Source organism: Streptomyces sp. NPDC045899 (assembly GCF_056431485.1).
In genome coordinates, this window is the sequence record NZ_JBWKKP010000002.1 from 222,232 (window position 1) to 245,472 (window position 23,241).

The window sequence follows — 23,241 nt, forward strand, 5'->3', positions numbered from 1 at the left end:
GGCTACCGCAGGGTGAGCAGCCAACGGACGATATCGGCGGTCGCGGCGACGTTGGAGCCCAGGTGCCGTGAGCGTGCGTAGTCGACGGCCCCGAGGTCGATGACCGGAGCGTCCACTCCCTGGCGGCGCAGGGCGGCCCGGCAGACCGCGGTGTTCTCCACCGCAGCCTGCTCGTCGCCCCGCGCCAGGTACAGCCGGGTGGGCACCCGCGGCGCCCAGTCGGCGCAGACACCGTCGGTGGCACGCAGCGCGGCGGCCATCCCCGCGTTGGGCTCGCGGAGGATCCGCCGGCCGTGCGGGGTCAGCAGCTCGTCGAGAGTCTCGGGGGTGCCCTCCATGATCTGCCGCCCTGTGTGGGCGCCGTCGAACAGCGACTCCACGGTCTTCGCGTAGCGCGCCTGGAACACCTCGTCGGGGCTGCCGTACACGGCGTGCAGCCGGTTGAAGGCGACCAGGGCGTACGCCGCGTAGATCACGCTCGACTTGGGCTCGAGCCTGCCGTCGAGCACCGCCCGCAGCTCGGTGCCGCCGAAGTCGTACGCCCCGCTGACCGGGGCCAGCGCGCCCAGCCGGAACCAGCGGTCCTCCCCCGCCTGGAGGGAACGGGCGAGGCCGAGCGCGGCCGAGGCGCCCTGCGAGAAGCCGGTGACCGCCACCTCGCGGTCCAGGGCGTGGCCGGTGCGCGGCGCGAAGGCACGGGCGGCGCGGAGCATGTCCAGGGAGGCGGTGGTCTCCGAGGGAACGTCCATCCAGGGGTGGAGGCCGGGGCCGGTGCCCAGCCCGAGGTAGTCGGGGGCCACCGCGGCGAACCCGGCGGCGGCGTAGGTCACGGGCGGGCCGGTCAGGAAGGCGCGCCGCTGCATCGAAGGGGCGTCGCCCTTGTGGGCGCCGGTGCCATGGGCGAACGACACCGGGCGCAGCCTGCCGTCGGCACCGCGCGGGAGGACCAGCAGCCCGCTGGCGGTGGTCGGCCGTCCCTGGGGGTCGACGGTGCGGTAGACCAGCCGGTAGGCATCGACGCCGTAGCGGGCGGTGCGGGCGTCGAATCCGGCGGAGGTCAGCTCGGCGGCGACATCCTTCGGCCCGGCCAGGGTGTAGAGCCGCTCGGCCGACACCAGCGCCCCCCGGCCGTGCGACTGCCGCTGTCCGCCGGGCCCGGAGGCCGGGGCCCCGGCGGCGGGGGCGGCGGCCGTGGCCGCGGCTGGGACGGCGGTGCCCGCCAGCAGCAGCGCGGCACAGAGGGCGGCCGCGCGGGCCGTGGTGCGGCGGTTCACATGGATGTGCATGGGGTCCCCGTTTCTGACGCGGTGTGACGAGGACCCCAGCCTTCCGTGCGGTACCCCGGGGGCGCACTGGTGGCCGCCCCCGGGCCGGGGTGTTGCCGGCACCCCTGTTCCGTTCGGTCAGGGCTTGGGCAGCTCACACTCCGGGAGTCCCAGGTCGATCTTGTTGCCGGTGGTCAGACAGCGGGTGATGCCGTAGGTCTGCTGGGCGTAGTTGATCCCCTGGCGGACCGTCACGGTGCCGTTCTCGTCGACCTCGCAGGGGTTGTTCAGGGTGCACCGCCCGCCGCTCTCGTTACCGGTGTTGTTCACGGCCACGACCTTGCCGGACGCGGTGTCCACGACGGGCGAGCCGGAGGTTCCGCCGATCGTGTGACAGGCCGGGGTGTAACGGACCGAATCCTTCCAGGTCCACTCGCCTTCCTTGAGACGGTACGCAAATCCGTCGATATTGCAGGAGTAGATCCTCTTCCAGTAGCCGGAGACCACATTGATGCTGGTGCCCTGGACCGGGTGGCTGTCGGACAGCTGCAGGGCCTTGATGCCGTACCGCTGTTCGATCTGGGCGTACGTCGAGCTCAGCTGGTACAGCGAGATGTCGGTGTCGGTCATCGTCGCGTACGCGACCTTGGTGGCCCGCAGTGTGCCCGCACTGGCACCGGAGCTCTTCAGCAGGGTGAAGCTGCGGGTTGACGGCAGGTCGACGATGACCTCACCCGCGGCGGGAAAGCCGCTGGACAGACAGTGTCCGTTGGAGAGCACGAGCGCCGGATCGGTGTCGGCGGAGCCCGGGGCCCGGACGACCGAGCCCGAGCAGTTGCTGAGGGCCACCGTGCCCGCGAAGCCCACCGCGCGGGCCGCCTTCGCCGCCGGAGCGGCGGAGTGGGTGGGGGTCGCGGCCACCGTGGGGGTGGCGCCGGTGCCCAGGACGGCCGCCCCGGCGAGTAAGAGGGCCGACAGCGCACCGGCGAGAGGTCTGTTCATGGGGGGTTTCCTTCCCTCGGTGAGGAGTTCTTTCCCCGACGACCATTTCCCACCCTTGACCGTGTCATGCACATGGCCGAACACTGGCGCAGCAGTCGCTCGCCTTTCACCCCCACAGGAGAAACACACCCCCCAGGAGAACTCATGCGACTACGCATTCGCGGCAGACGGGTCTCCGCCCTCGCCGCACTGCTGGCCCTCGCCCTCGCCGCCCCCATCGCCGCCGAGGCCGACGACCCGCCGTCCGGACGCACGTCCGGTGCCGCCGCCGGTGCCCGGGCATCGGCCGATGAGCAGGTGACCCAGTACCAGGTCGCGGGTCCGGCCACCCGTAAGGAACGGTCCGCGGTCGCCGCCACCGGTGTCTCCATCGACGAGGTGGACGCCCGCTCCCTCGTGATCACCGCCGACGCCGCGCAGGCCAAGAAGGTGCGGGCGCTGGGCTACCGGCTCACCGCACTGGACGGTCCGCCCGACCGCTCCGGGGCCGGCGCGGCCCGGCCCTTCGACTTCCCCTCCTCCGATGCGCGGTACCACAACTACGCCGAAACCAACGCCGAGATCGACAAGGCGATCGCCGCGTATCCGGCCATCCTGAGCAAGCGCGTCATCGGAAAGTCGTACGAGGGACGGGATATCGTCGCCCTCAAGATCAGCGACAACGTGGCCGCCGACGAGGACGAGCCCGAGGTGCTGTTCACCGCTCACCAGCACGCGCGCGAACACCTCACCGTGGAGATGGCGCTGTATCTGGTGCATGAGCTGACGGCCGGCTACGGCAGCGACTCCCGGATCACCAAGGCCATCGACGGCCGTGAGATCTGGATCGTCCCGGACCTCAACCCGGACGGCGGCGAGTACGACATCGCCACCGGCCGGTACCGCAGCTGGCGTAAGAACCGCCAGCCCAACTCCGGCTCCTCGTCGGTCGGCACCGACCTCAACCGCAACTGGGACTTCAAATGGGGCTGCTGCGGCGGCTCCTCGGGATCCCCCGGCTCCGAGACCTACCGCGGCGCGCGCGCCGAGTCCGCCCCCGAGGTCAAGGTGGTCGCGGACTTCGCCCGCAGCCGGGTCGTGGGCGGCAAGCAGCAGCTCAAGGCCGCCATCGACTTCCACACCTACAGCGAACTGGTGCTGTGGCCGTTCGGCTGGACGACCAGTGACACCACCACCGGGATGACGAAGGACGACCGCGACGCCTTCGCGGCCATCGGCAAGAAGATGGCCGCCAGCAACGGTTACACCCCCGAGCAGTCGAGCGACCTCTACATCACCGACGGTTCCATCGACGACTGGCTGTGGGGCGCCGAGAAGGTCTTCGCCTACACCTTCGAGATGTACCCCTCGTCCTTCATCGGCGGCGGCTTCTACCCGCCCGACGAGGTGATCGAGCGCGAGACCGAGCGCAACCGGGACGCCGTGCTCCAACTCCTGGAGAACGCTGACTGCATGTACCGGTCCATCGGCAAGGAACAGCAGTACTGCACCGGCTGACCCGGTGAGGTGGCCGCGGGCCGCCCGGCGCACCCCGCCGGGACGGCCCGCGGGTCCGAACTCCTCCCGGGAAGAACGGAGTCGGGGCTAGATCACCAGGCTGAGCAGACCGGCGACCACGAAGCCCGCCACCGACAGCACCGATTCCAGCACCGTCCATGACTTCAGGGTGTCCCGCTCGGATATCCCGAAGTACTTGGCGACCATCCAGAACCCGCCGTCGTTGACATGCGAGGCGAAGATCGAGCCCGCCGATATCGCCATGATGACCAGCGCCAGATGAGCCTGGGAGTAGTCGCCCCCGGCCAGCATCGGGGAGACGATCCCGGCCGTGGTGACGATCGCGACCGTCGCCGACCCCTGCGCCACCCGCAGCACCAGTGCGATCAGCCAGGACAGCAGGATCACCGGCAGCCCCGCGCTGTCGAAGGCGTCCGCCAGCGCCTGGGCCACCCCGCTCCCCTTGAGCACCGCGCCGAACACCCCGCCCGCGCCCACCACCAGCAGGATGTTGCCCACCGGCTTGAGCGAGGCGGTGCACACCGACTCCAGCGAGTTCCGCGACCAGCCGCGCCGGATGCCCAGCAGGTAGAAGGCGAGGAAGAGCGCGATGGTCAGCGCCACGAAGGGATGGCCGAAGAACTCGATCACCGAGCGTCCGGTGCTCGGGTCCAGCGCGACGGAGGAGAACGTGGCGCAGAGGATGAGGACCAGCGGGGTACCGATGATCGCCAGCACCATGCCCACCGGTACCGGCCGCTCCACCGGAACGGCACCCGCCGCCCGCTGTTCGGCCTCGACCGCGGCCCGTGCCTCCTCGGCCGCCTCCACCATGTCCTGAGGTACGGGGACGAAGAGCCGTCGGCCGATCCACGCCGCGTAGACCCAGGCGGCCAGCACCGAAGGCACCCCGACCAGCACGCCCATCAGGATGACCCAGCCCAGGTCGACATGGAGCAAGCCGGCCGCGGCAGCCGGGCCCGGATGCGGCGGCAGGAAGGCATGGGTCATGGACAGCCCCGCGAGCAGCGGCATGGCGTAGAGCACGATCGACTTTCCGCTGCGCCGGGCGGCCGCGTAGACGATGGGCGCCAGGACGAAGATGCCGACGTCGAAGAAGACGGGTATGCCGAAGACGATCCCGGTCAGACCCATCGCCAGCGGGGCCCGCCGCTCGCCGAACAGACCGAGCAGCCGCGAGCTGAGCGCCTCGGCGCCGCCGGAGACCTCCAGGATCGCCCCCAGCATGGTGCCGAGGCCGATGATGATGGCGATGTGACCGAGGATGCCGCCCATCCCGGTCTCGATGAGCGAGACGGCGTCGGACTTCTGGACGGTGCCGAAGAGTTCGGTGACCGAGAGCCCGGCGGCCAGGCCCACCGCGATGGAGACGCCGAGCAGTGCCACGAAGGGCTGGAGGCGGACCTTGATGATCAGGTACAGCAGGAGCGCGATACCGAGGGCGGCGACGGTCAGCAGTCCTGCGGTGCCGGGGATGACCGTCAGCAACCCACCGGTGTGCGGTGGGGTCTGCGCAGCGGAAGCGGCCGCGAGCAGCATGGGGAACTCCCGAAAACGGGTAGGGGGCAGCGCCGCACGGCGGAGGACCGCGCGGTCGGGAAGCCGGGATGAGGTTGATCGGAACTCCGTGTCCTGCGGATGTGGGGGGTTGGCCGGAGGGGTCGGGGACGGAAGGGGGACCGCGACGGGCGGGGCGGGGGAAGCCCGGGTGCACTACGGGGGATGGGGCCTCACACACCCCCCGCCCGCCGCGGGGATCGGGGACGGGCGTCAGCCGAGGACGGCGAGCGCGTCGATCTCCACGAGCAGTCCGGCGGGGAGCCCGACGTAGATCGTGGTACGGGCCGAGGGCGCTTCCTTCAGGTCGGCGAAGAACTCGTCGTACAGGGCGTTGAACTCGGCGAAGTGGGCGGTGTCGGTGAGGTAGATACGGATCATCATCACGTCCTCCCAGCTCGCCCCGCCCTCCTCCAGGACGGCCTGCACATTGCGCAGGGTCTGGAGGGACTGCTCGCGCAGGGTCGGTCCGACCGGGGCCGGGGCCTGGCCCGGGACCGCCGGGCCGAAGCCGACCTGACCGGCGACCTGGAGGATGTTGCCCTTCTTCACGCCGTGCGAGAACTTGGCGGGCGGGGTGGTGTGACCGGCCGGGGTGATCGCGGTCTTCTGCAGCTTCTCGCTCATGAAAGGGGTTCCTTGGCTCTCTTGTCGGTTCTGACCGCCTGCGGGCCGAGGGTCCGCGGCGCTACCGACATCGCATCATGCGGCGCCGGTGCCGGGGCACTTCCGGAGTACTCCCGGCTGATCGCCTCCGCGGTCCGGCGCACCTGCGGGAGCAGGGTGAGGAGTTCGTCCGCGGTGACCACGACATTGGGCGCCGACACCGAGCACGCGGCGACCACCCGGCCGTCGGCTCCCCGGATGGGCGCCCCGACGCAGTTGATGGACTCCTCGTGGCCGCCGAGGTCGGTGGCCCAGCCCTGTTCCCGTACGAGGGCCAGCTCCTTGAGGAACGCGGCGGCGTTCGGGGTCGAACGGGCCGTGTACGCGGGGTAGGTGAGCCGCTCGGCCACCGCGCGCCGCTCCGGTTCCGGCAGATCGGCCAGCAGCAGCTTGGCGACGGCGGCGACGGTGATCGCGACGGGTTTGCCGATCCGCGAGTACATCCGCACCGGATAGCGGCTCTCCACCTTGTCGATGTAGAGGACCTCGTTCTCCTCGTGCACCGCGAGGTGCACCGTGTGGCCGCACCGTTCGTTGAGCGCAACCAGGTGGGGGTGGGCGATCTCGCGGACGTCCAGGTTCTCCACGGCCTGCTGCGCGAGGGCGAACAGCCGGGCGCCGAGCCGGTAGCGCTGGTCCTCCTGCCGGTAGACCATGCCGTGGCCGTGCAGGGTGCGCAGCAGCCGCAGCGCCGTCGACTTGTGCACCCCGAGGCGGGTGGCGACCTGTTCCAGATTGGCGGGCCCCTCCGCGAGCAGGGGCAGGATGCTCAGCGCTCGGTCGACGGTCTGGCTCATGGGTTGGATACCTCCACCGCTGCGGTCTCGTGCCCCGATCGCACCGGGACCGTCCCTCCGGGGCCGAATCGCAGTGTCCCCCACGCGGCGGCATCGAGTGCCACCCATCGGTCGGCCCGCTCCCGGGAGGGCGGGGTGGCCAGGTCGCCGGGGACGGTGAGCGCGGCGGCGGCCATCAGATGGCCGTGGCGGAGCCGTTCGGCGACCGGCAGCCCGCGCAGGGTGCCGGAGAGGAATCCGGCGGCGAAGGCGTCCCCGGCGCCGACGGACGCCACGACCTCGACCCGGGGTGCGGGTTCGGCGGTGACGGTGTCCGTCCCGCCGGGTCCGCGGGCGTAGGCGGTGGCCCCGGCGGCACCCCGTTTGACGACCAGCAGCGCCGGTTCGGGCAGCGCGGCCCGGATCGCGTCGGCGCCGCGCACCCCCCAGGCGGCCTCGGCCTCGTCCTCGCCGACGAAGACCAGATCGCAGCCGCGGGCCAGGTCGAGCAGGACGGCGGGGCCGTGCCCGTGCTCGTCCCGCCACAGCTCCAGGCGGTAGTTGACGTCGAAGGAGACCAGGGGGCGGCCGGGCGCGGGGGCGGTCAGCTCATGTGTCAGGGCGAGGCAGTCATCGGAGAGGGCGGGGGTGATCCCGGTCAGGTGGAGGATCCGGCCGGACCACAGCTCCTCGCGCGGCATCAGGGCGGGGGACATGGCCGCGGCGGCGGATCCGGCCCGGTAGTAGAGGACCTCGGCGAGCGGCTCCCCGGCGTGGCGCTCACCGGTGACGTCCGCGCCGGCCACGGGCGCGGGCTCCTGGCCGACGGCGCGCTCCCCCGCCGTGCGGAAATAGATACCGGTGGGGCGGCTGGGGTCCCGCCGCACCCGACTGACGTCCACCCCCGCGGCCGCGATCTCGGTCAGCAGATGATCGCCGAACCCGTCCGTACCGACCCTGCTGATCCAGCGCGCACGGTGACCGCAGCGGGCCAGACCGCAGGCGACATTGGACTCGGCCCCGCCGATACCGCGTGTGAAGGAGGGCACATCGGCGAGGCGGCCCGGCCGGGACGGCACGAAAGTCACCATCGACTCGCCGAGGCACACGACGTCGACGCTCACGGCAGGGGGCACGATCGATCCCGCTCCTCAGCTGTCGGGGCCCGGCACACACCGTTGACCGGGTGCTTGGCCGGATGTTAGACAGCGCTGAGCGTCATACGCAATGAATGTTGCACATGTTGCAATCGAACCAAATGGAGGCGCCTCCATGGCCACCGACCTCAGCGGCCCGTCGTCCCTCGATGAGCTCGCTCGGGAGCGTGTCGACCACCGTTTCAAGGGGCTGCCCCCGACCGCCGACGGGCTGACCGTGGGCGAACTGGCCGCCGAGCGCCGCTCCCTGTTCACCGGCGGATTCACCACCCCGGTACTGGCACTCTCCGCCGAGGCCCTGGAGCACAACCTGCTGGAGATGGAGCGCTACTCCACCGCACACCGGCTGGCCTTCGCCCCGCACGGCAAGACCTCGATGGCCCCGCGGCTCTTCGAGCGCCAACTCGACCACGGCGCCTGGGGGATCACCGCCGCCGTCCCCTCCCATGTGCGGATGTACCGGGTCTTCGGCATCCAGCGGATCTTCCTCGCCAACGAGGTCGTGGACGCCGCGGCGCTGCGCTGGCTCGCGGGTGAGCTGGACGCCGACCCCGACTTCCGGTTCATCGCCTACGTGGACTCCGTACGCGGGGTCGAGCTGATGGACGAGGCGCTGCGCGCGGCGGGCGCCCGCCGCGCGGTGGACGTGGTGGTCGAGCTGGGCGCGGGCGAGGGCGCGCGCACCGGGGTGCGCACCGAGGCCGAGTGCGCCGAGGTCGCCGACGCGGTCGCGGCCGCCCCCACCCTCCGGCTGGTCGGCGTCGCCGGGTACGAGGGCGAGGTGCCCCAGCCGGACACCGAGCGGGTCCGCGCATGGATGCGCAGGCTCACCGCGCTGGCGGCCGGGTTCGACGCGGAGGGCCGCTTCGCGGGGCTGGGCGAGGACGACGAGATCGTGGTGAGCGCGGGCGGCAGCGCGTGGTTCGACGTGGTGGCCGAGGTCCTCGCGGAACTGCCCGGACTGTCCCGGCCGGTGTTGAAGCTGCTGCGCTCGGGGGCGTACGTCTCCCACGACGACGGCCACTACCGCAAGCGGACCCCGTTCAACCGGATCCCGCAGGAGGGCGCACTGCACCCGGCCTTCCGGCTGTGGGCGCAGGTCGTCTCCCGTCCGGAGCCCGGCCAGGCGTTCCTCAACGCGGGCAAGCGGGACGCCGCGTACGACCTGGACCTGCCCGAACCCCAGGTCATCCGCTCCGCCCGGGACGGCTCCACCCGCCCGGCGACCGGCCTCACCGTCACCGGCCTCTCCGACCAGCACGCCTGGGTCGCGGTCACGGACGGCGCCGAGCTGGAGGTCGGCGACTGGGTGGGGCTCGGCCTCTCCCATCCGTGCACCAGCTTCGACAAGTGGCAGCTGATCCCGGTGGCGGAGGCGGACGGAACGGTGACGGACTACGTCCGCACCTTCTTCTAGGCCCTGTCCGGTCGGTCTTCGTGGACCAGGCCGCGGCGTCTGGTGCCGGGCATCACACGGCGGAGGGTCGTCCTCGTACCGGGCGTACCCGACCCCGACAACGCGGCGAGGCGCGATGCCAGGCGTCACGGGCCCGCGACGACCGGCAGAACAGGGCCTGGGGGCGCGTCGGCCGGGGTTCGCCCGGTGGCGACGCGGCCTGGTGCGGTCAGCCCGCACAGCGCCGGATCGGCCTCGCGGGAGCACCCCGGGCGGAACCTGAAGGGCGGTCCGCTCGGACGGTTCAGCCGCGCCGCGGAGGGGCACTTCCCAGCAGTGACCGGAGACGGCCGTACCGGGTCCGGCGAGCGGGGCGGCCCCTTGCTGACACGGCACCCTTCCCCCCGTCCCTCCCGGGACGGCGCCCCAGGGCCCCGAGGCGGGCCGAGGCCCGGGCGGCCCGAGGGCCGGGCGGGGCGGGTCCCGCCGGCTCCGGCCGGGCGGGGGTGTGGGGAACCCGCGGGTTTCCCCACGGGACCGAGGGCGGGTGGGCGGGAACGGCAGCGCGCCGCGGGCGCGACCGGCAGAGCGAGAGGGAGGCGGCACCGGCCATGGACCTGGTCATCCGTGACGCACATGTCATCGACGGCACCGGCGGCGCCGCCTTCCGGGCCGATGTGGCCGTGGCCGGCGGCCGGATCGCCGCCGTGGTCCGGGAGGGCACCGGCCCGCGGCCGGGCGCCCGTCGCGTGCTGGACGCCGACGGGCTGGCCCTCTCCCCCGGCTTCATCGATATGCACGCGCACAGCGATCTCGCGCTGCTCCGCGATCCCGACCACTCCGCGAAGGCCGCCCAGGGCGTGACCCTGGAGGTCATCGGGCAGGACGGCCTGTCCTACGCGCCGGTCGACGACCGTACGCTCGCCGAGATCCGCGCCGCCATCACCGGCTGGAACGGCGACGGCTCCGACATCGACTTCGACTGGCGCGACGTGGGCGGCTATCTGGACCGCCTCGACCGCGGGGTGGACGGCGAGGGCATCGCGGTCAACGCCGCGTACCTGGTGCCGCAGGGCACCGTACGGATGCTCGCGCTCGGCTGGGAGGACCGCGCCGCCGCACCCGCTGAACTGGCCCGGATGAAGCGGCTGGTGGCCGAGGGACTGGAACAGGGCGCGGTCGGGATGTCCTCGGGGCTCACCTACACCCCCGGGATGTACGCCCCGGACGCCGAACTCACCGAGCTGTGCCGGGTGGTCGCGGCGTACGACGGCTACTACTGCCCGCACCACCGCTCCTACGGCGCGGGAGCCCTGCGCGCGTACGCGGAGATGGTGGCGCTCACCCGCGAGGCGGGCTGTGCCCTGCACCTGGCCCACGCCACCTTGAACTTCGGCGTGAACGAGGGCCGCGCCCCCGAGCTGATCGCGCTGCTGGACGCGGCGCTCGACGGGGGCGCCGACATCACCCTGGACACCTATCCCTATCTCCCGGGCTGCACCACGCTCGCCGCGATGCTGCCGAGCTGGGCCGCCGAGGGCGGGCCGGAGGCGACACTCGCCCGGCTGCGGGACGACGTGACGGCGGAGCGGATCCGGCGGGTCATGGAGGTGGAGGGCGCGGACGGCTGCCACGGGGTGCCGATCGACTGGGACACCATCGAGATCTCCGGGGTGAACGACCCGGGTCTTGGCGGTCATATCGGCCGGACGGTCGCGGAGAGCGCACGGGAGCGCGGTGAGGCGCCCTGGACCGCCGCGCGCCGGCTGCTGCTGGCGGACCGGCTCGGCCCGACGATCCTCCAGCATGTGGGCCATGAGGAGAACGTGCGGGCGATCATGAAGCACCCGGTGCACACCGGCGGCAGCGACGGCATCCTGCACGGCGCCAAACCGCATCCGCGCGCGTACGGCACCTTCCCGCACTACCTGGGCCACTACGCGCGGGAGCTCGGGGTGCTCCCGCTGGAGGAGTGTGTGGCCCATCTGACCGGCCGCCCGGCGGCCCGGCTGCGGCTGCCGGACCGGGGTCTGGTGCACGAGGGATACCGGGCGGACCTGGTGCTCTTCGATCCGCGGACGGTGGCGGCGGGCTCGACCTTCGCGGCGCCGCGCACCCTTCCGGTGGGGATTCCGCACGTCCTGATCGACGGGCGCTTCGTGATGGAGGACGGCCGCCGGACGAGTGTGCTGGCAGGCCGCTCGGTACGCCGCCACACGGGCTGACCGGGACCCTTCCGGTATGCGTCCGGGCCGGTCGGCGGTGGTGTGCGCCCCGGCGCCCGTCGCCCCCGGGCGCTCCCGCGCAGCGTCCACGTGGTGAAAAACACCGAGCGTCCCCGGTGGCACCGCCGTAAGGTTGCCGACATGCAGGTGATCCAGTCCACGAAGCTCGCCAACGTCTGCTACGAAATCCGTGGCCCGGTGCTCGAGGAGGCGATGCGACTGGAGGCAGCAGGTCACCGCATCCTCAAGCTGAACACCGGCAACCCGGCGACCTTCGGCTTCGAGTGCCCGCCGGAGATCCTCGAGGACATGCTCCGCAACCTCGGCGACGCCCATGGCTACGGCGACGCCAAGGGCCTGCTGACCGCCCGCCGCGCGGTGATGCAGCACTACCAGACCCAGGGGATCGACCTCGACGTCGAGGACGTCTTCCTGGGGAACGGCGTCTCCGAGCTGATCCAGATGTCCATGCAGGCGCTGCTGGACGACGGGGACGAGGTCCTCGTCCCCTCCCCGGACTACCCGCTGTGGACCGCCGCGGTCTCGCTCTCCGGCGGCACCGCCGTGCACTACCGCTGCGATGAGCAGTCGGACTGGCTGCCGGACCTCGCCGACATCGAGCGCAAGGTGACCGACCGCACCAAGGCGATCGTGATCATCAACCCGAACAACCCCACCGGCGCGGTCTACGACGACGAGGTGCTGCGCGGGATCACCGACATCGCCCGGCGCCACCGGCTGATCGTCTGTTCCGACGAGATCTACGACAAGATCCTCTACGACGACGCCACCCACACCCCCACCACCACGATCGCCCCCGATCTGCTGACCCTGACCTTCAACGGGCTCTCCAAGGCCTACCGGGTCGCGGGCTACCGCAGCGGCTGGCTCGCGGTCTGCGGTCCGAAGGCCCACGCCGCCAGCTATCTGGAGGGGCTGACGATCCTGGCCAATATGCGGCTGTGCGCCAATATGCCCGCGCAGCACGCGGTGGCCACCGCCCTCGGCGGCCGTCAGTCGATCAACGATCTGGTGCTGCCCGGCGGGCGGCTGGTGGAGCAGCGTGATGTCGCCTATGAGCTGCTGACCCAGATCCCGGGTGTGACCTGTGTGAAGCCCAAGGGCGCGCTGTACGCGTTCCCCAAGCTGGACCCCAAGGTCTACAAGATCAAGGACGACCGGCAGATGGTGCTCGATCTGCTGCGCTCCGAGAAGATCATGATCGTCCACGGTACGGGCTTCAACTGGCCGGAGCCGGACCACTTCCGCATCGTCACGCTCCCGGCCAAGGAGGACCTGGCCGACGCGGTGACCCGGATCGGGAACTTCCTGGACGGCTACGGCCAGCCGTGAGCCGCGCCGGATCCGGGTGATCCGTTTTAGCGAAGACTCAACTTTAGACATCGTCTAAGTTAGGATGGCCTCCTGAGCATTTTTGGAGGCCATCCATGTACGAGCCGATCCGCACCAAGTCGGTCCACACCATGGCCGGACCCGAGCCCGACTTCCCCCATCGCTCCCGCGAGGAGGAGCTGGACATCCGGCTCGCCGGACATCTGACCGCGCTGCTGACCGTCACCGACGAACTGCGCGCCCTCGCCCCGGACCGGGCTCTGGACGACGCCGCCGAGCGGATCGCCGCCCAGGTCAAACGGCTCGGCGACGGCCGCGGCCCGCTGCGGGCCGCGCCCACGGTGAGCGCCGCCGCCCCGGCCCGGATAGCCGCGCTGCACCAGCGTGCGCACACCCTGGCCGGATGGGCCCTGGTCGTGGCCACCACCCGCGAGGACACCGCGGGCACCGCGCTGGCGGCCGAGCGCCTGGACGCCCATGCGGTGGCGCTGGGCCTGACCGGCTGAGGACGCCCCCTGCCGACCACGGGGCCGGGGCCCGCACCGTGCGGTGCGGGCCCGGCCCTCGGCGTTTCCCGTGGCTCAGCCCAGACGCTTCACCAGGGCGTGGTACTCGTCCCACATCTCCTTCGGCGTGTGGTCACCGAAGGTGTTGAGGTGGTCGGGGACGAGGGCCGCCTCCTCGCGCCACACGTCCTTGTCGACGGTGAGCAGCAGGTCGAGGTCGGCGTCGGCCATGCCCAGACCGTCGGTGTCGAGCGCCTCACGGGTCGGCAGCACACCGATCGGGGTCTCCACACCCTCGGCCTTGCCGTCCAGCCGGTCGACGATCCACTTCAGCACCCGGCTGTTCTCACCGAAGCCCGGCCACACGAAGCGGCCGCCGGCGTCCTTGCGGAACCAGTTGACGTAGTAGATCTTCGGCAGCTTGGCCGCCGCCTCCGCGTCGTCCTTCTTGCCGACCTTGACCCAGTGGGCCATGTAGTCGCCCATGTTGTAGCCGCAGAACGGCAGCATGGCGAACGGATCGCGGCGCAGCTCACCGACCTTGCCCTCGGCCGCGGCGGTCTTCTCGCTGGCCACGTTGGCACCCAGGAAGACACCGTGCTGCCAGTCGAAGGACTCGGTGACCAGCGGGACCGCGCTGGCGCGGCGGCCGCCGAAGAGGATCGCCGAGATCGGCACGCCCTTGGGGTCCTCCCACTCGGGCGCGATGATCGGGCACTGACCGGCGGGAACGGTGAAGCGGGCGTTGGGGTGGGCCGCGGGCGTCCCGCTGGCCGGGGTCCAGTCGTTGCCCTTCCAGTCGGTCAGATGAGCGGGCTCCTCCTCGGTCATGCCCTCCCACCACACATCGCCGTCGTCGGTGAGCGCGACGTTGGTGAAGACCGAGTTGCCCCACAGGGTCTTCATGGCGTTGGCGTTGGTGTGCTCACCGGTGCCGGGCGCGACACCGAAGAAGCCCGCCTCGGGGTTGATCGCGTAGAGCCTGCCGTCCTCGCCGAACCGCATCCAGGCGATGTCGTCGCCGATGGTCTCGACCGTCCAGCCGGGGATGGTCGGCTCCAGCATCGCGAGGTTGGTCTTGCCACAGGCGCTGGGGAAGGCGGCGGCGACGTACTTGGCCTCACCGCGCGGCGGGGTGAGCTTGAGGATCAGCATGTGCTCGGCGAGCCAGCCCTCGTCACGCGCCATGACCGAGGCGATACGCAGCGCGTAGCACTTCTTGCCGAGCAGGGCGTTCCCGCCGTAGCCGGAGCCGTAGGACCAGATCTCCCGCGCCTCGGGGAAGTGCGAGATGTACTTGGTGGAGTTGCAGGGCCACGGCACATCGGCCTGGCCGGGCTCCAGCGGGGCGCCGAGGGTGTGCACGGCCTTCACGAAGAAGCCCTCGTCACCGAGGACGTCCAGGACGTCCTGTCCCATGCGGGTCATGGTGCGCATGGAGACGGCCACGTAGGCGGAGTCGGTGATCTCGACGCCGATCGCGGACAGCGACGAGCCCAGGGGTCCCATGCAGAAGGGCACCACGTACATCGTGCGGCCGCGCATCGAGCCGCGGAAGATCCCCTGCTCACCCGAGAAGATCTCGCGCATCTCGGCGGGAGCCTTCCAGTGGTTCGTCGGGCCCGCGTCCGCCTCCTTCTCGGAGCAGATGTACGTGCGGTCCTCGACCCGGGCCACATCGCTGGGGTCGGAGGCCGCGTAGTACGAGTTCGGGCGCTTGATCGGATCCAGGCGTTTGAAGGTGCCCTTCTCTACGAGCTCGCCACACAACCGGTCGTACTCCGCCTCTGATCCGTCGCACCAGACCACCGCGTCGGGCTGGGTGAGGGCGGCGATCTCGCCGACCCAGGCGATGAGCTCCTGGTGGCTGGTCGGGGCCGGGCTGGTGAGGGAGGAAGCCACATTGCTGGGCGCCACGATCGCTCCATCCCGCCGGAACGGCATGGTCCGGCGTTATCGATTGAGGGTTTGTGCGGATATGTGCACGCACATCCGCTTTTATGGAGACAGCTACCCCTTGGGGGCTGCGACCCGGATGCTCAGCTCATCCGGTGCCGACCGCGCTCATTTGATCATCCGACGGTGTGAGCCATCTGTCCAGTGGGCACCTTGGTGACCATCACCACTCGACACGGGGCGGTAACTTACGGTGGCGTAGGTAGCATGAGCGCCATGACTGCCGCCTCGCCCGACGCCGCCGTTGACGAATCCCCAGGGCTCGGAGCAACCCCGCCGCTCCCCCTGAAGCCCCTGCTGCGCGGCTGGCTGCACGCCGGCATGTTCCCTGCCGCGCTGATCTCCGGCGTAGTCCTCACCGCACTCGCCGACAGCCCACGCGGCCGCCTGTCCTGCGCCATCTTCACGCTGACCGCGTGCGCGCTGTTCGGGGTCAGCGCGCTGTACCACCGCGGCAATTGGGGCCCACGCGCCACCGCGGTGCTGCGGCGGCTGGATCACGCCAATATCTTCCTGATCATCGCGGGCACCTACACGCCGTTCACGCTGCTGCTCCTGCCGGACGGCAAGCAGCAGTTGCTGCTGTGGCTGGTGTGGGCCGGAGCGCTCGCCGGGATCGCCTTCCGGGTGTTCTGGGTCGGCGCCCCGCGCTGGCTCTACACCCCGTGCTACATCGCGCTGGGCTGGGCGGCGGTCTTCTTCCTCCCCGACTTCATGCGGACCGGTGGAATCGCCGTGATGACGCTGATCATCGTCGGCGGACTGCTCTACAGCGCGGGCGCGGTGATCTACGGAACCAAGCGCCCCAACCCCTCGCCGCGCTGGTTCGGCTTCCACGAGGTGTTCCACTCGTTCACGCTGGCGGCGTTCGTGGTGCACTACGTGGGCATCTCACTGGTGGCCTATCAGCACCCCTGACACCCACCTCCGCCGGAAGTGGAGGCGGAATCGGCCGCGTTCCAAGGCCGATGCCGGACAATGAGAGACATGGCACGCACGATGTCCGCCGCCGAGCGGTCCGCGCCGCGGACCGCCCCCGGGCTCCGTGAGCGGAAGAAGATCAAGACCCGGCGGGCGATCCGGCAGGCGGCCTACCGGCTCTTCGTGGAACAGGGCTACGACGCCACCCCGGTGGACCGGATCGCCGAGGCGGCCGATGTCTCCCCCAGCACCGTCTTCCGCTACTTCCCCACCAAGGAAGACATCGTCCTCACGGACGAGTACGACGTGCTCATCGCGGCCGCGATCCGCGAACGCCCCCTGGACGAGTCCCCGGTCGCGGCGCTGCGCCGGGTGATCCTGGACCTGCTGGGGCAGTTCACCGCGGCCGAGCGCAAGGAACTGCTGACCCGGCTCACCCTGGTGCGCGGTATCCCGGCGCTGCGCGCCCGCCTGGGCGAGGGGCTGGCCACGACGAGCGCGACGCTGGGCGAGGCGATGGCCGAGCGCAGCGGCCGCTCACCGGACGACTTCGAGGTGCGCGTCACGGTCGGAGCGATCCTGGGTGTTCTCCAGGAGGCCATCTTCCACTGCCTGGACCACCGCCGGGTCGAGGACATGGAAGCCACCCTCGACCACGCCCTCGACCTCCTCTCCCGCGGCCTCCCTCTCTGACCCGCGGTCGGACCGACCGGCACTGACACACCCGGCAGCGGCTCACCCTGGCGGCGGCGCCACGCGCCCCGCAGCGGTTTGCCCGGCGGGGCTTGGCCGTCATGCGGACTGAGCCGCCTCCGGGACCGGCCGGGACACGGCGAGGCCGCGGGCCTGGACAGGCGGCACGCCCCTGCGCCCCGCAGCGTCAGCCACGCCGAGAGCCCGAGCGACACGACCCCGGCGAGGCAGCCCGGCGTGACCCGCGCGAGGTCAGCTCAGCCGCGCCGCGGGCCCAAGGACGACAGGACCCCGGTGGGCCGGGCCCGCCGCGCCTCCGGCGGGCCCGGCGAGGCAGCCCGGCGTGGGGCCCGCGGGGTGCCGCCGTCAGCCGCTGAGCATCGCGGCCGGCGGCCGCGTCGGCGGTGGGGAGCGCACCCCTCACACGGACGCACCGTGCGGCGCGACCGGACCGCCGTGGACCGGGCGGGATGTACGGCCCCGCGCGCGGCTGCGTCCGCTGTGCCGGGAGCCCGGGGCGACAAGACCCCTGTGGGGCTGAGCCGTCACGCCGAGGGGGACGCCTCCGGGCCCGCCGCGCCCCTGGCAGGCGCAGCGAGGCAGCCCGGTGTGGACCGGGGCACGCCGCACGGCCCGCGCGTCGCCGTACGAGCCGCCCCGGCGGGCCACGCGGCGTGGGGCCGTGGGGCGCCGGCGTCAGCCGTTGAGCTTCGCGGCCAGGGCGTCCGCGTCGGCGGTGGGGGCGTCGCAGGTGAAGTGGCGGCAGACGTAGGCCGCCGGGCGGCCCTCCAGCAGCGGGCGGTCCAGCAGCAGCGGGATCTCCTCGGAGCCGGGCTCGCCGACCGCTACCACCGCGCCGGGCGCGGTGCCCAGCAGGGCGGCCCGGTGCAGGGCGCGGGTCGCCGGGTCGCCGTCGGGGCCGACGACCGCGACCTCGCGCGGTCCGTCGAGCGCTGCCTCGGCCACCGCGAGCCCCCAGCCGATGAAGCGCGGAACGCGTGCGCCCAGCGCGCGCACCACGGCGAGCGCCCGCTCGGCGGCCTCCCGGTGCCGGGTGCTGCCCGTGACGGCGGCGTACGACAACAGGGCGCCCGCGGCCGCCGTCCAGCCCGAGGGCGCGGCGTTGTCCGTCGGGTCCTGGGGCCGCCGGATCAGCGCCTCCGCGTCATCGGCGGTGTCGAACAGCGTGCCGTCCTCGGCGGTGAAGTGGCGCAGCACCGTGTCCAGGAGCAGCCCGGCGAACTCGACCCACACCCCCTCGCCGGTGACGGCGGACAGGGCGAGGAAGCCCTCGGCCACATCGGCGTAGTCCTCCAGCACCCCGGCGTGGGCGCCGCGGGTGCCGTCCAGCGAGGTGCGCGCCAGCCGTCCGTGCTGGTCCATGTGGACGCGGACGAGCAGATCGGCGGCCTCGATGGCGGCGTCGACGAGATCGGGCCGGTCGAAGTACGCGCCGGTCTCGGCGAGGGCGGCGACGGCCAGTCCGTTCCAGGCGGCGACGATCTTGTCGTCGCGGCCGGGGCGGGCACGCCGCTCCCTGGCCGCCAACAGCCGCTGCCGTACCGAGGCGACCCGCTCGGCCTCCACCGGACGCGCGCCGTCGGGGAGCTGGAGCACCGAGGCGCCCTCTTCGAAGGTGCCCTCCTCGGTCACCCCGAAATACCCGGCGGCGAACTCGGCGTCGGCCTCGCCGAGGGCCTCGCGCAGCCGCTCGGGGGTCCAGACGTAGTACGCGCCCTCGACGTGCCGTCCGGTGCCGTCGTCGCTGTCGGCGTCCAGCGCGGAGGCGAATCCGCCCTGTCCGGTGCGCATCTCGCGGACCAGGAACTCGGCGGTCTCCAGGGCGACACGGCGGGCGAGGTCCGAGCCGGTGGCCCGCCACAGATGGGCGTAGACCCGGCCCAGCAGCGCGTTGTCGTAGAGCATCTTCTCGAAGTGCGGCACGGTCCAGGTGGTGTCGACCGCGTAGCGCGCGAATCCGCCGCCGAGCTGGTCGTAGATCCCGCCGCGGGCCATCGCCTCACAGGTGGCCGACACCATCTGGAGGGCGCCCTCGGAGCCGGTGCGGGCGTGGTGACGCAGCAGGAACTCCAGCGCCATGGAGGGCGGGAACTTGGGAGCGCCGCCGAACCCCCCGCGCACCGCGTCGAACTCACGGGTCAGCGCCATGAGCGCGGCATGCAGATCCTCGGTGCCGGGCGGCTGGGGCGCGCCGGACCCCAGCGCGATCCCGGTGCGCTCGGCCAGGTCCCGCACGATCCGCCCGGCGACGTCACGGACCTCCTCGCGGCGGTCCGTCCACGCCGCACGCACCCCCTCCAGCACCTGCCGGAAGGAGGGCATGCCGTGGCGCGGGGCGGGCGGGAAGTACGTACCGAAGTAGAAGGGCTCGGCGTCGGGGGTCAGGAACACCGTCATCGGCCAGCCGCCCTGACCGGTGGCGGCCTGCACCGCCTCCATGTACACCGCGTCGACGTCCGGCCGCTCCTCGCGGTCGACCTTGACGGAGACGAAGTGCTCGTTGAGGTAGGCGGCGGTCGCCTCGTCCTCGAACGACTCGTGCGCCATCACATGGCACCAGTGACAGCTGGAATAGCCGACGCTCAGCAGCACGGGCACCCCACGGCGGCGCGCCTCCTCGAACGCCTCGTCGGACCACGGCCGCCATGCGACCGGATTGTCGGCGTGCTGAAGGAGGTACGGGGACGTCTCGTGGGCCAGACGGTTCGGCATGCCCCCATCCTCTCCCAACTCCCGGATGACGCGAGTTGTCCACAGGGCGGCCCCCGAGGGAGTTATCCACAGGGCTGCCGGATAAGAGCCAGAAACGGAAGACTTGGGAGCAACACGCGGTCGACGCGTGGCACATGCGCGAGGAGGGGGATCCCATGCCGGGCTCGCTGGAGGCGCTTCGGGACAGTCATCGGACCGAGGTCGAGCGGTTGCTGTCGCGCGCCGTGGAGGAGGAGGTGCGCCGTTCGGGCGGGCGCACGGACGGCGGGGTGCTGCTCAGCCGGGCGCGCGGTGCGCTGGAGGGGATGGCGGCCAGCGCGGCCGACGAGTACGGCGCGTATGTGCGTGCTCTGGAGGAGTCGGAGGCGGGCAGCCGGCCGCTGTCCGCGCGGCTGTCGGGCGGACAGCTCGGCACCCCGGCGCTGGCGGTCGCGGTCGCGGCGGTCGCGGCGGTCGGCGCGGACCTCACCTTCGGAGTCCCGGTGGGCGCCGCGCTGGGCGCGGGCGTGACCGCGGCGCTGGCCGGATCGGCCGCCGCGGTCCTCAAGCTCACGGCGGGACACTGGCCCGCGGCCCACCGTCAGGCCGCGCTGCGCCATCAGCCGGGCGGGGCCGAGCAGCTGCGGCTGCAGTGGCTCACGGCGGTCGAGGTGCGCGGCATCCGTCCGTTCATCGACCAGCACCGGATGACCACGGCCGCCACCCGTCAGGGCGGCGGTTCGAAGCGGGTGTCGGCCGCCGCGGGACAGGCGCCGCGGCTGCGCGGCGCCGACCGCAGCCAGGCCGCCCGCAGACGCACCGTGCTGGAGCAGTCCTTCGCCCATCTCCCCGAGGCGGAGGGCCCGTTCGCCGGGCGCCGCGCCCAGATCACCCAGATCGCGCAGTGGGTGCGGCAGGCCCGGGCCAGCACCGAGACCAGGCCCACCGTGGTGCTGCTGGAGGGGCCGCCGGGCTCGGGCCGCACCATGCTGGCCGTGCGCGCGGCGCACCATCTGCGGGACCAGTTCCGCGGGGCGTGTCTGGTGGATCTGCGCGGGGACAGCGCCGGACAGGCCCCGCTGCCGACGCGGGACGCGTTGCTGCACCTGCTGAACCGGCTGGGCGCGCCCCGGGACCAGCTGCTGTTCCGGGAGCGCTCCAGCCAGGAGCAGCACGTCAAGCGGCTCACCGAGCTGTACCACCAGCATCTGACCGGGCTGCCCGTCACCATCGTGCTGGACGACGCCAGCGACGCGGAACAGGTGCGCACCCTGGTCCCCGAGCAGTCCGACAGTCTGATCCTGGTCACCTCGCGCACCCCGCTCACCCTGCCCGCGGACCTGGGCGCCTGGGTGCACCGGCTGGAGGTCGGGCCGCTGGACGAGCCGGGCGCCGAGGAGCTGCTGCGGGAGTCCGCCGAGGAGCCCGCGGGGGCCGGGCCCTATGACGCGCGGTCCGTCGAGCGGATCGCGGAGTTGTGCGGGCGGCTGCCGCTGGCGCTGCGGATCGCGGGCTCCTCGCTGGGTGTGCGCACCCCCGCCGCCCTGGTCACCGAGCTGGAGGCGTACGGCCCGGTGGGCGCCGTCGAGCGCACACTGTGGCTGCGCTACACCGACCAGCCGGAGGGCGCCCGGCGGCTGTTGCGGCGGCTGGCGCTGGCCGGGCGGGCCAGTCTGGGCACGGCCGCCGCGGCCGCGCTGCTGGCCACCGATGAGCAGGAGGCAGCCCGTCATCTGGAGGCGCTGGCCCGCGCCGGGCTGATCCAGCACGTCCGGGGCAGCCGCTACCGCCTGCATGACGTGCTGCGGACCTTCGCCCATGCCCGGCTGCTGGACGAGGAGGAGCCCGAGCAGCGCACCGCCGCCCAGGAGCGGCTGATCCGCAGCTACGCCGAGCTGGCGGACTCGGTGATCCGGCTGGTCGACGGCAAGACGTCCACCCGCGCCGATATCTTCGCCAAGGGCGCGGGCCACGGCTTCACCTCGCTGGAGTCCGCGCTGCGCTGGCTGGACGACGAGTCCAGCTTCATCACCGCGGCGCTGCGCCACGCGGAAGGCGTGGACCAGTCCGCGGTGCTGCATCTGCTGGGCGCCCTGTGCGACTACTGCCTGCTGCGCGGCGATCTCTACCGGCTGGGCGAGATCAGCGAGCTGACCCAGGCCGTCGACCAGGGGCTGCTGGTGCGGTCCGTGCAGTGGCGCACCGGTATCGCCGCCCGCCAGCTCGGTGAGCTGGACCAGGCCCGCACCACCCTGTCCTCGGTGGTGGACCTGTACTTCGAGGCGCAGCACGAGGCCGGGGCGGCCCGGGCGCTGTGCAGCCTGGGCATCACCCTGCACCACCAGGGCCAGCTCGCGGAGGCCGCGACGAAGCTGCGCGAGGCGCTGGGACTCCAGTCCGCCGAGGCGCTGCGCGGGGACCGCGCCTGGACGATGCACGCGCTGGCCGCCGTGGAGCGGGACCGGGGGCGGCTGGCCGAAGCGCTGGAGCTGCTGGCCGGTGCCCTGGAGCTGCACCGGGAGAGCGAGAGTCTGCACGGCCAGGCATGGGCCCACTTCCAGCTGGGCCAGGCATGTCTGCGGATGGGCGAGGTGGGGCGTGCGGAGGCCGAGCTGCGGGAGGCCCTGGGCGCCTACAGCACCACCCATGACCAGCGCGGCGAGGCATGGGCGCTGACCCAGCTGGCGCGGGCCCGGCTGGTGGACGGGGAGGCGTCGGTCGCCGTCGACCAGCTCCGCCAGGCCCTCTCCCGCCACCGGGAGAACGAGGACGCGCGCGGTGAGGCGTGGACGCTGTACTACCTGGGCCAGGCGCTGGAGGAGCGCGGCGACCACGATTCGGCGGTGCGCGAGCTGGAGCGGGCCCGCACCATGTTCAGCCGGATGCGGGACGCGTACGGGCTGGCCTGCGCCCGGCACCATTCGGCGCGGGTCACCCGGGACCTCAGGGCGGCCCAGACCGGTTCGCTGCGCAACAGCGGCTTCGCCCGTCAGCTGCTCCAGGACGCCCGGCAGGACTTCCACCGGGTGGGCGTGGCCCATGGCGAGGCGTGGTCCTGTGTGGAGCTGGCCGTGATCGACGCGGGGAACGGCAAGGCCGCCCAGGCGCTGGAGCTGGTCGACGAGGCGGCCGCGCTGTTCGTCGGGTACGAGGACCGGCGCGGCCGTTCCTGGGCCCGGTTCCTGCGCTGCACCCTGCTGCCGTTCGCCTCGGCGGGCGGTTCGGTGATCGGTACCGCGGTGGCCCAGGAGGAGCTGGCGGAGCTCCGCCGGGAGCTCCATGAGCAGAGCCCGCCCCGGGACACCCGGCTGGAGGGGTGCGCGGACGCGTTCGCGCTGGTGCTGGAGCGCGGTGTGGAGCCGGAGACGGGCTGGCAGGCGTGGCAGCTCGGGATGGTCCCGAGCCGCCACTCCCGTGAGGTCATGGCGGTGCTGCCGGACGACACGGCCTAGGCCCTGTCCGGTCGCCTGGGCCCGTTCCGCCGGGCTTCGTGGATCAGCTCGTGGGAGACGGCCCGGCGGGGCACCGGCCCGGCGGG

At 72.4% G+C, this 23,241-nt stretch carries 16 protein-coding genes; 8 read left to right on the forward strand and 8 right to left on the reverse strand.

Annotation, left to right across the window (positions count from 1 at the left end; translation table 11 throughout):
- Positions 1 to 2: 2 nt before the first annotated feature.
- Both AC07FT_RS03525 and AC07FT_RS03530 read right to left on the reverse strand, forming a co-directional pair.
- A complete protein-coding gene (locus AC07FT_RS03525) occupies positions 3 to 1,286 on the reverse strand; it encodes a lipase (RefSeq protein ID WP_479173642.1) in 1,284 nt (427 codons plus the stop codon).
- 117 nt (positions 1,287 to 1,403) lie between these two features.
- Entirely contained in the window at positions 1,404 to 2,267 is an 864-nt protein-coding gene (locus AC07FT_RS03530) for a S1 family peptidase (RefSeq protein ID WP_479173644.1), read from the reverse strand.
- Between the two features lie 144 nt (positions 2,268 to 2,411).
- Between AC07FT_RS03530 and AC07FT_RS03535 the strand changes: the two genes are divergently transcribed.
- Positions 2,412 to 3,764 carry a M14 family metallopeptidase gene (locus tag AC07FT_RS03535; protein ID WP_479173645.1) on the forward strand — a complete coding sequence of 451 codons (1,353 nt, stop codon included), beginning with the start codon at positions 2,412 to 2,414 and terminating at the stop codon, positions 3,762 to 3,764.
- 87 nt (positions 3,765 to 3,851) lie between these two features.
- Here AC07FT_RS03535 and AC07FT_RS03540 read toward each other — a convergent pair whose 3' ends face one another.
- The 4 genes from AC07FT_RS03540 to AC07FT_RS03555 all read right to left on the reverse strand — a co-directional run bounded on the left by AC07FT_RS03540 (position 3,852) and on the right by AC07FT_RS03555 (position 7,875).
- Positions 3,852 to 5,324: a GntP family permease gene (locus tag AC07FT_RS03540; protein ID WP_479173647.1), complete on the reverse strand. Its 1,473-nt coding sequence runs from the start codon at positions 5,322 to 5,324 to the stop codon at positions 3,852 to 3,854.
- 231 nt (positions 5,325 to 5,555) lie between these two features.
- A complete protein-coding gene (locus tag AC07FT_RS03545) occupies positions 5,556 to 5,969 on the reverse strand; it encodes a RidA family protein (RefSeq protein WP_254738014.1) in 414 nt (137 codons plus the stop codon).
- Complete coding sequence (locus AC07FT_RS03550; RefSeq protein ID WP_471194199.1) at positions 5,966 to 6,805, reverse strand: IclR family transcriptional regulator; 840 nt, start codon at positions 6,803 to 6,805, stop codon at positions 5,966 to 5,968. The genes AC07FT_RS03545 and AC07FT_RS03550 overlap by 4 nt, the downstream gene beginning before the upstream one ends.
- Complete coding sequence (locus tag AC07FT_RS03555) at positions 6,802 to 7,875, reverse strand: sugar kinase (RefSeq protein WP_479173959.1); 1,074 nt, start codon at positions 7,873 to 7,875, stop codon at positions 6,802 to 6,804. Before AC07FT_RS03555 ends, AC07FT_RS03550 begins: the two co-directional genes overlap by 4 nt.
- 181 nt (positions 7,876 to 8,056) lie before the next feature.
- Here AC07FT_RS03555 and AC07FT_RS03560 point away from each other — a divergent pair, with 181 nt between their 5' ends.
- The 4 genes from AC07FT_RS03560 to AC07FT_RS03575 all read left to right on the forward strand — a co-directional run bounded on the left by AC07FT_RS03560 (position 8,057) and on the right by AC07FT_RS03575 (position 13,421).
- Positions 8,057 to 9,358, forward strand: coding sequence for an amino acid deaminase (locus AC07FT_RS03560; protein ID WP_479173649.1), 1,302 nt, complete (start codon positions 8,057 to 8,059; stop codon positions 9,356 to 9,358).
- A 590-nt stretch (positions 9,359 to 9,948) separates the two neighbouring features.
- Positions 9,949 to 11,562 carry an N-acyl-D-amino-acid deacylase family protein gene (locus AC07FT_RS03565; protein WP_479173650.1) on the forward strand — a complete coding sequence of 538 codons (1,614 nt, stop codon included), beginning with the start codon at positions 9,949 to 9,951 and terminating at the stop codon, positions 11,560 to 11,562.
- 141 nt (positions 11,563 to 11,703) lie between these two features.
- Positions 11,704 to 12,915: a pyridoxal phosphate-dependent aminotransferase gene (locus AC07FT_RS03570; protein WP_479173652.1), complete on the forward strand. Its 1,212-nt coding sequence runs from the start codon at positions 11,704 to 11,706 to the stop codon at positions 12,913 to 12,915.
- Positions 12,916 to 13,010: 95 nt separating this feature from the next.
- The gene (locus AC07FT_RS03575) at positions 13,011 to 13,421 is read left to right on the forward strand and encodes an SCO4983 family protein (protein WP_479173653.1); all 411 of its coding nucleotides are present in this window, start codon (positions 13,011 to 13,013) and stop codon (positions 13,419 to 13,421) included.
- 75 nt (positions 13,422 to 13,496) lie between these two features.
- On the opposite strand, the gene AC07FT_RS03580 is transcribed toward AC07FT_RS03575, so the two are convergent.
- On the reverse strand, positions 13,497 to 15,338 hold the full coding sequence (locus AC07FT_RS03580) for a phosphoenolpyruvate carboxykinase (GTP) (protein ID WP_479173655.1): 1,842 nt from the start codon (positions 15,336 to 15,338) through the stop codon (positions 13,497 to 13,499).
- A 255-nt stretch (positions 15,339 to 15,593) separates the two neighbouring features.
- Between AC07FT_RS03580 and trhA the strand changes: the two genes are divergently transcribed.
- Together trhA and AC07FT_RS03590 are read left to right on the forward strand one after the other, a co-directional pair.
- Positions 15,594 to 16,295, forward strand: coding sequence for a PAQR family membrane homeostasis protein TrhA (gene trhA / locus AC07FT_RS03585; RefSeq protein ID WP_479173656.1), 702 nt, complete (start codon positions 15,594 to 15,596; stop codon positions 16,293 to 16,295).
- Between the two features lie 69 nt (positions 16,296 to 16,364).
- The gene (locus tag AC07FT_RS03590) at positions 16,365 to 16,991 is read left to right on the forward strand and encodes a TetR/AcrR family transcriptional regulator (RefSeq protein WP_471194213.1); all 627 of its coding nucleotides are present in this window, start codon (positions 16,365 to 16,367) and stop codon (positions 16,989 to 16,991) included.
- A gap of 696 nt (positions 16,992 to 17,687) precedes the next feature.
- Here the strand turns inward: AC07FT_RS03590 and AC07FT_RS03595 are convergent.
- Complete coding sequence (locus AC07FT_RS03595; protein WP_479173658.1) at positions 17,688 to 19,724, reverse strand: thioredoxin domain-containing protein; 2,037 nt, start codon at positions 19,722 to 19,724, stop codon at positions 17,688 to 17,690.
- Positions 19,725 to 19,879: 155 nt separating this feature from the next.
- Here AC07FT_RS03595 and AC07FT_RS03600 point away from each other — a divergent pair, with 155 nt between their 5' ends.
- Positions 19,880 to 23,155: a tetratricopeptide repeat protein gene (locus AC07FT_RS03600; protein WP_479173660.1), complete on the forward strand. Its 3,276-nt coding sequence runs from the start codon at positions 19,880 to 19,882 to the stop codon at positions 23,153 to 23,155.
- Positions 23,156 to 23,241 lie beyond the last annotated feature (86 nt).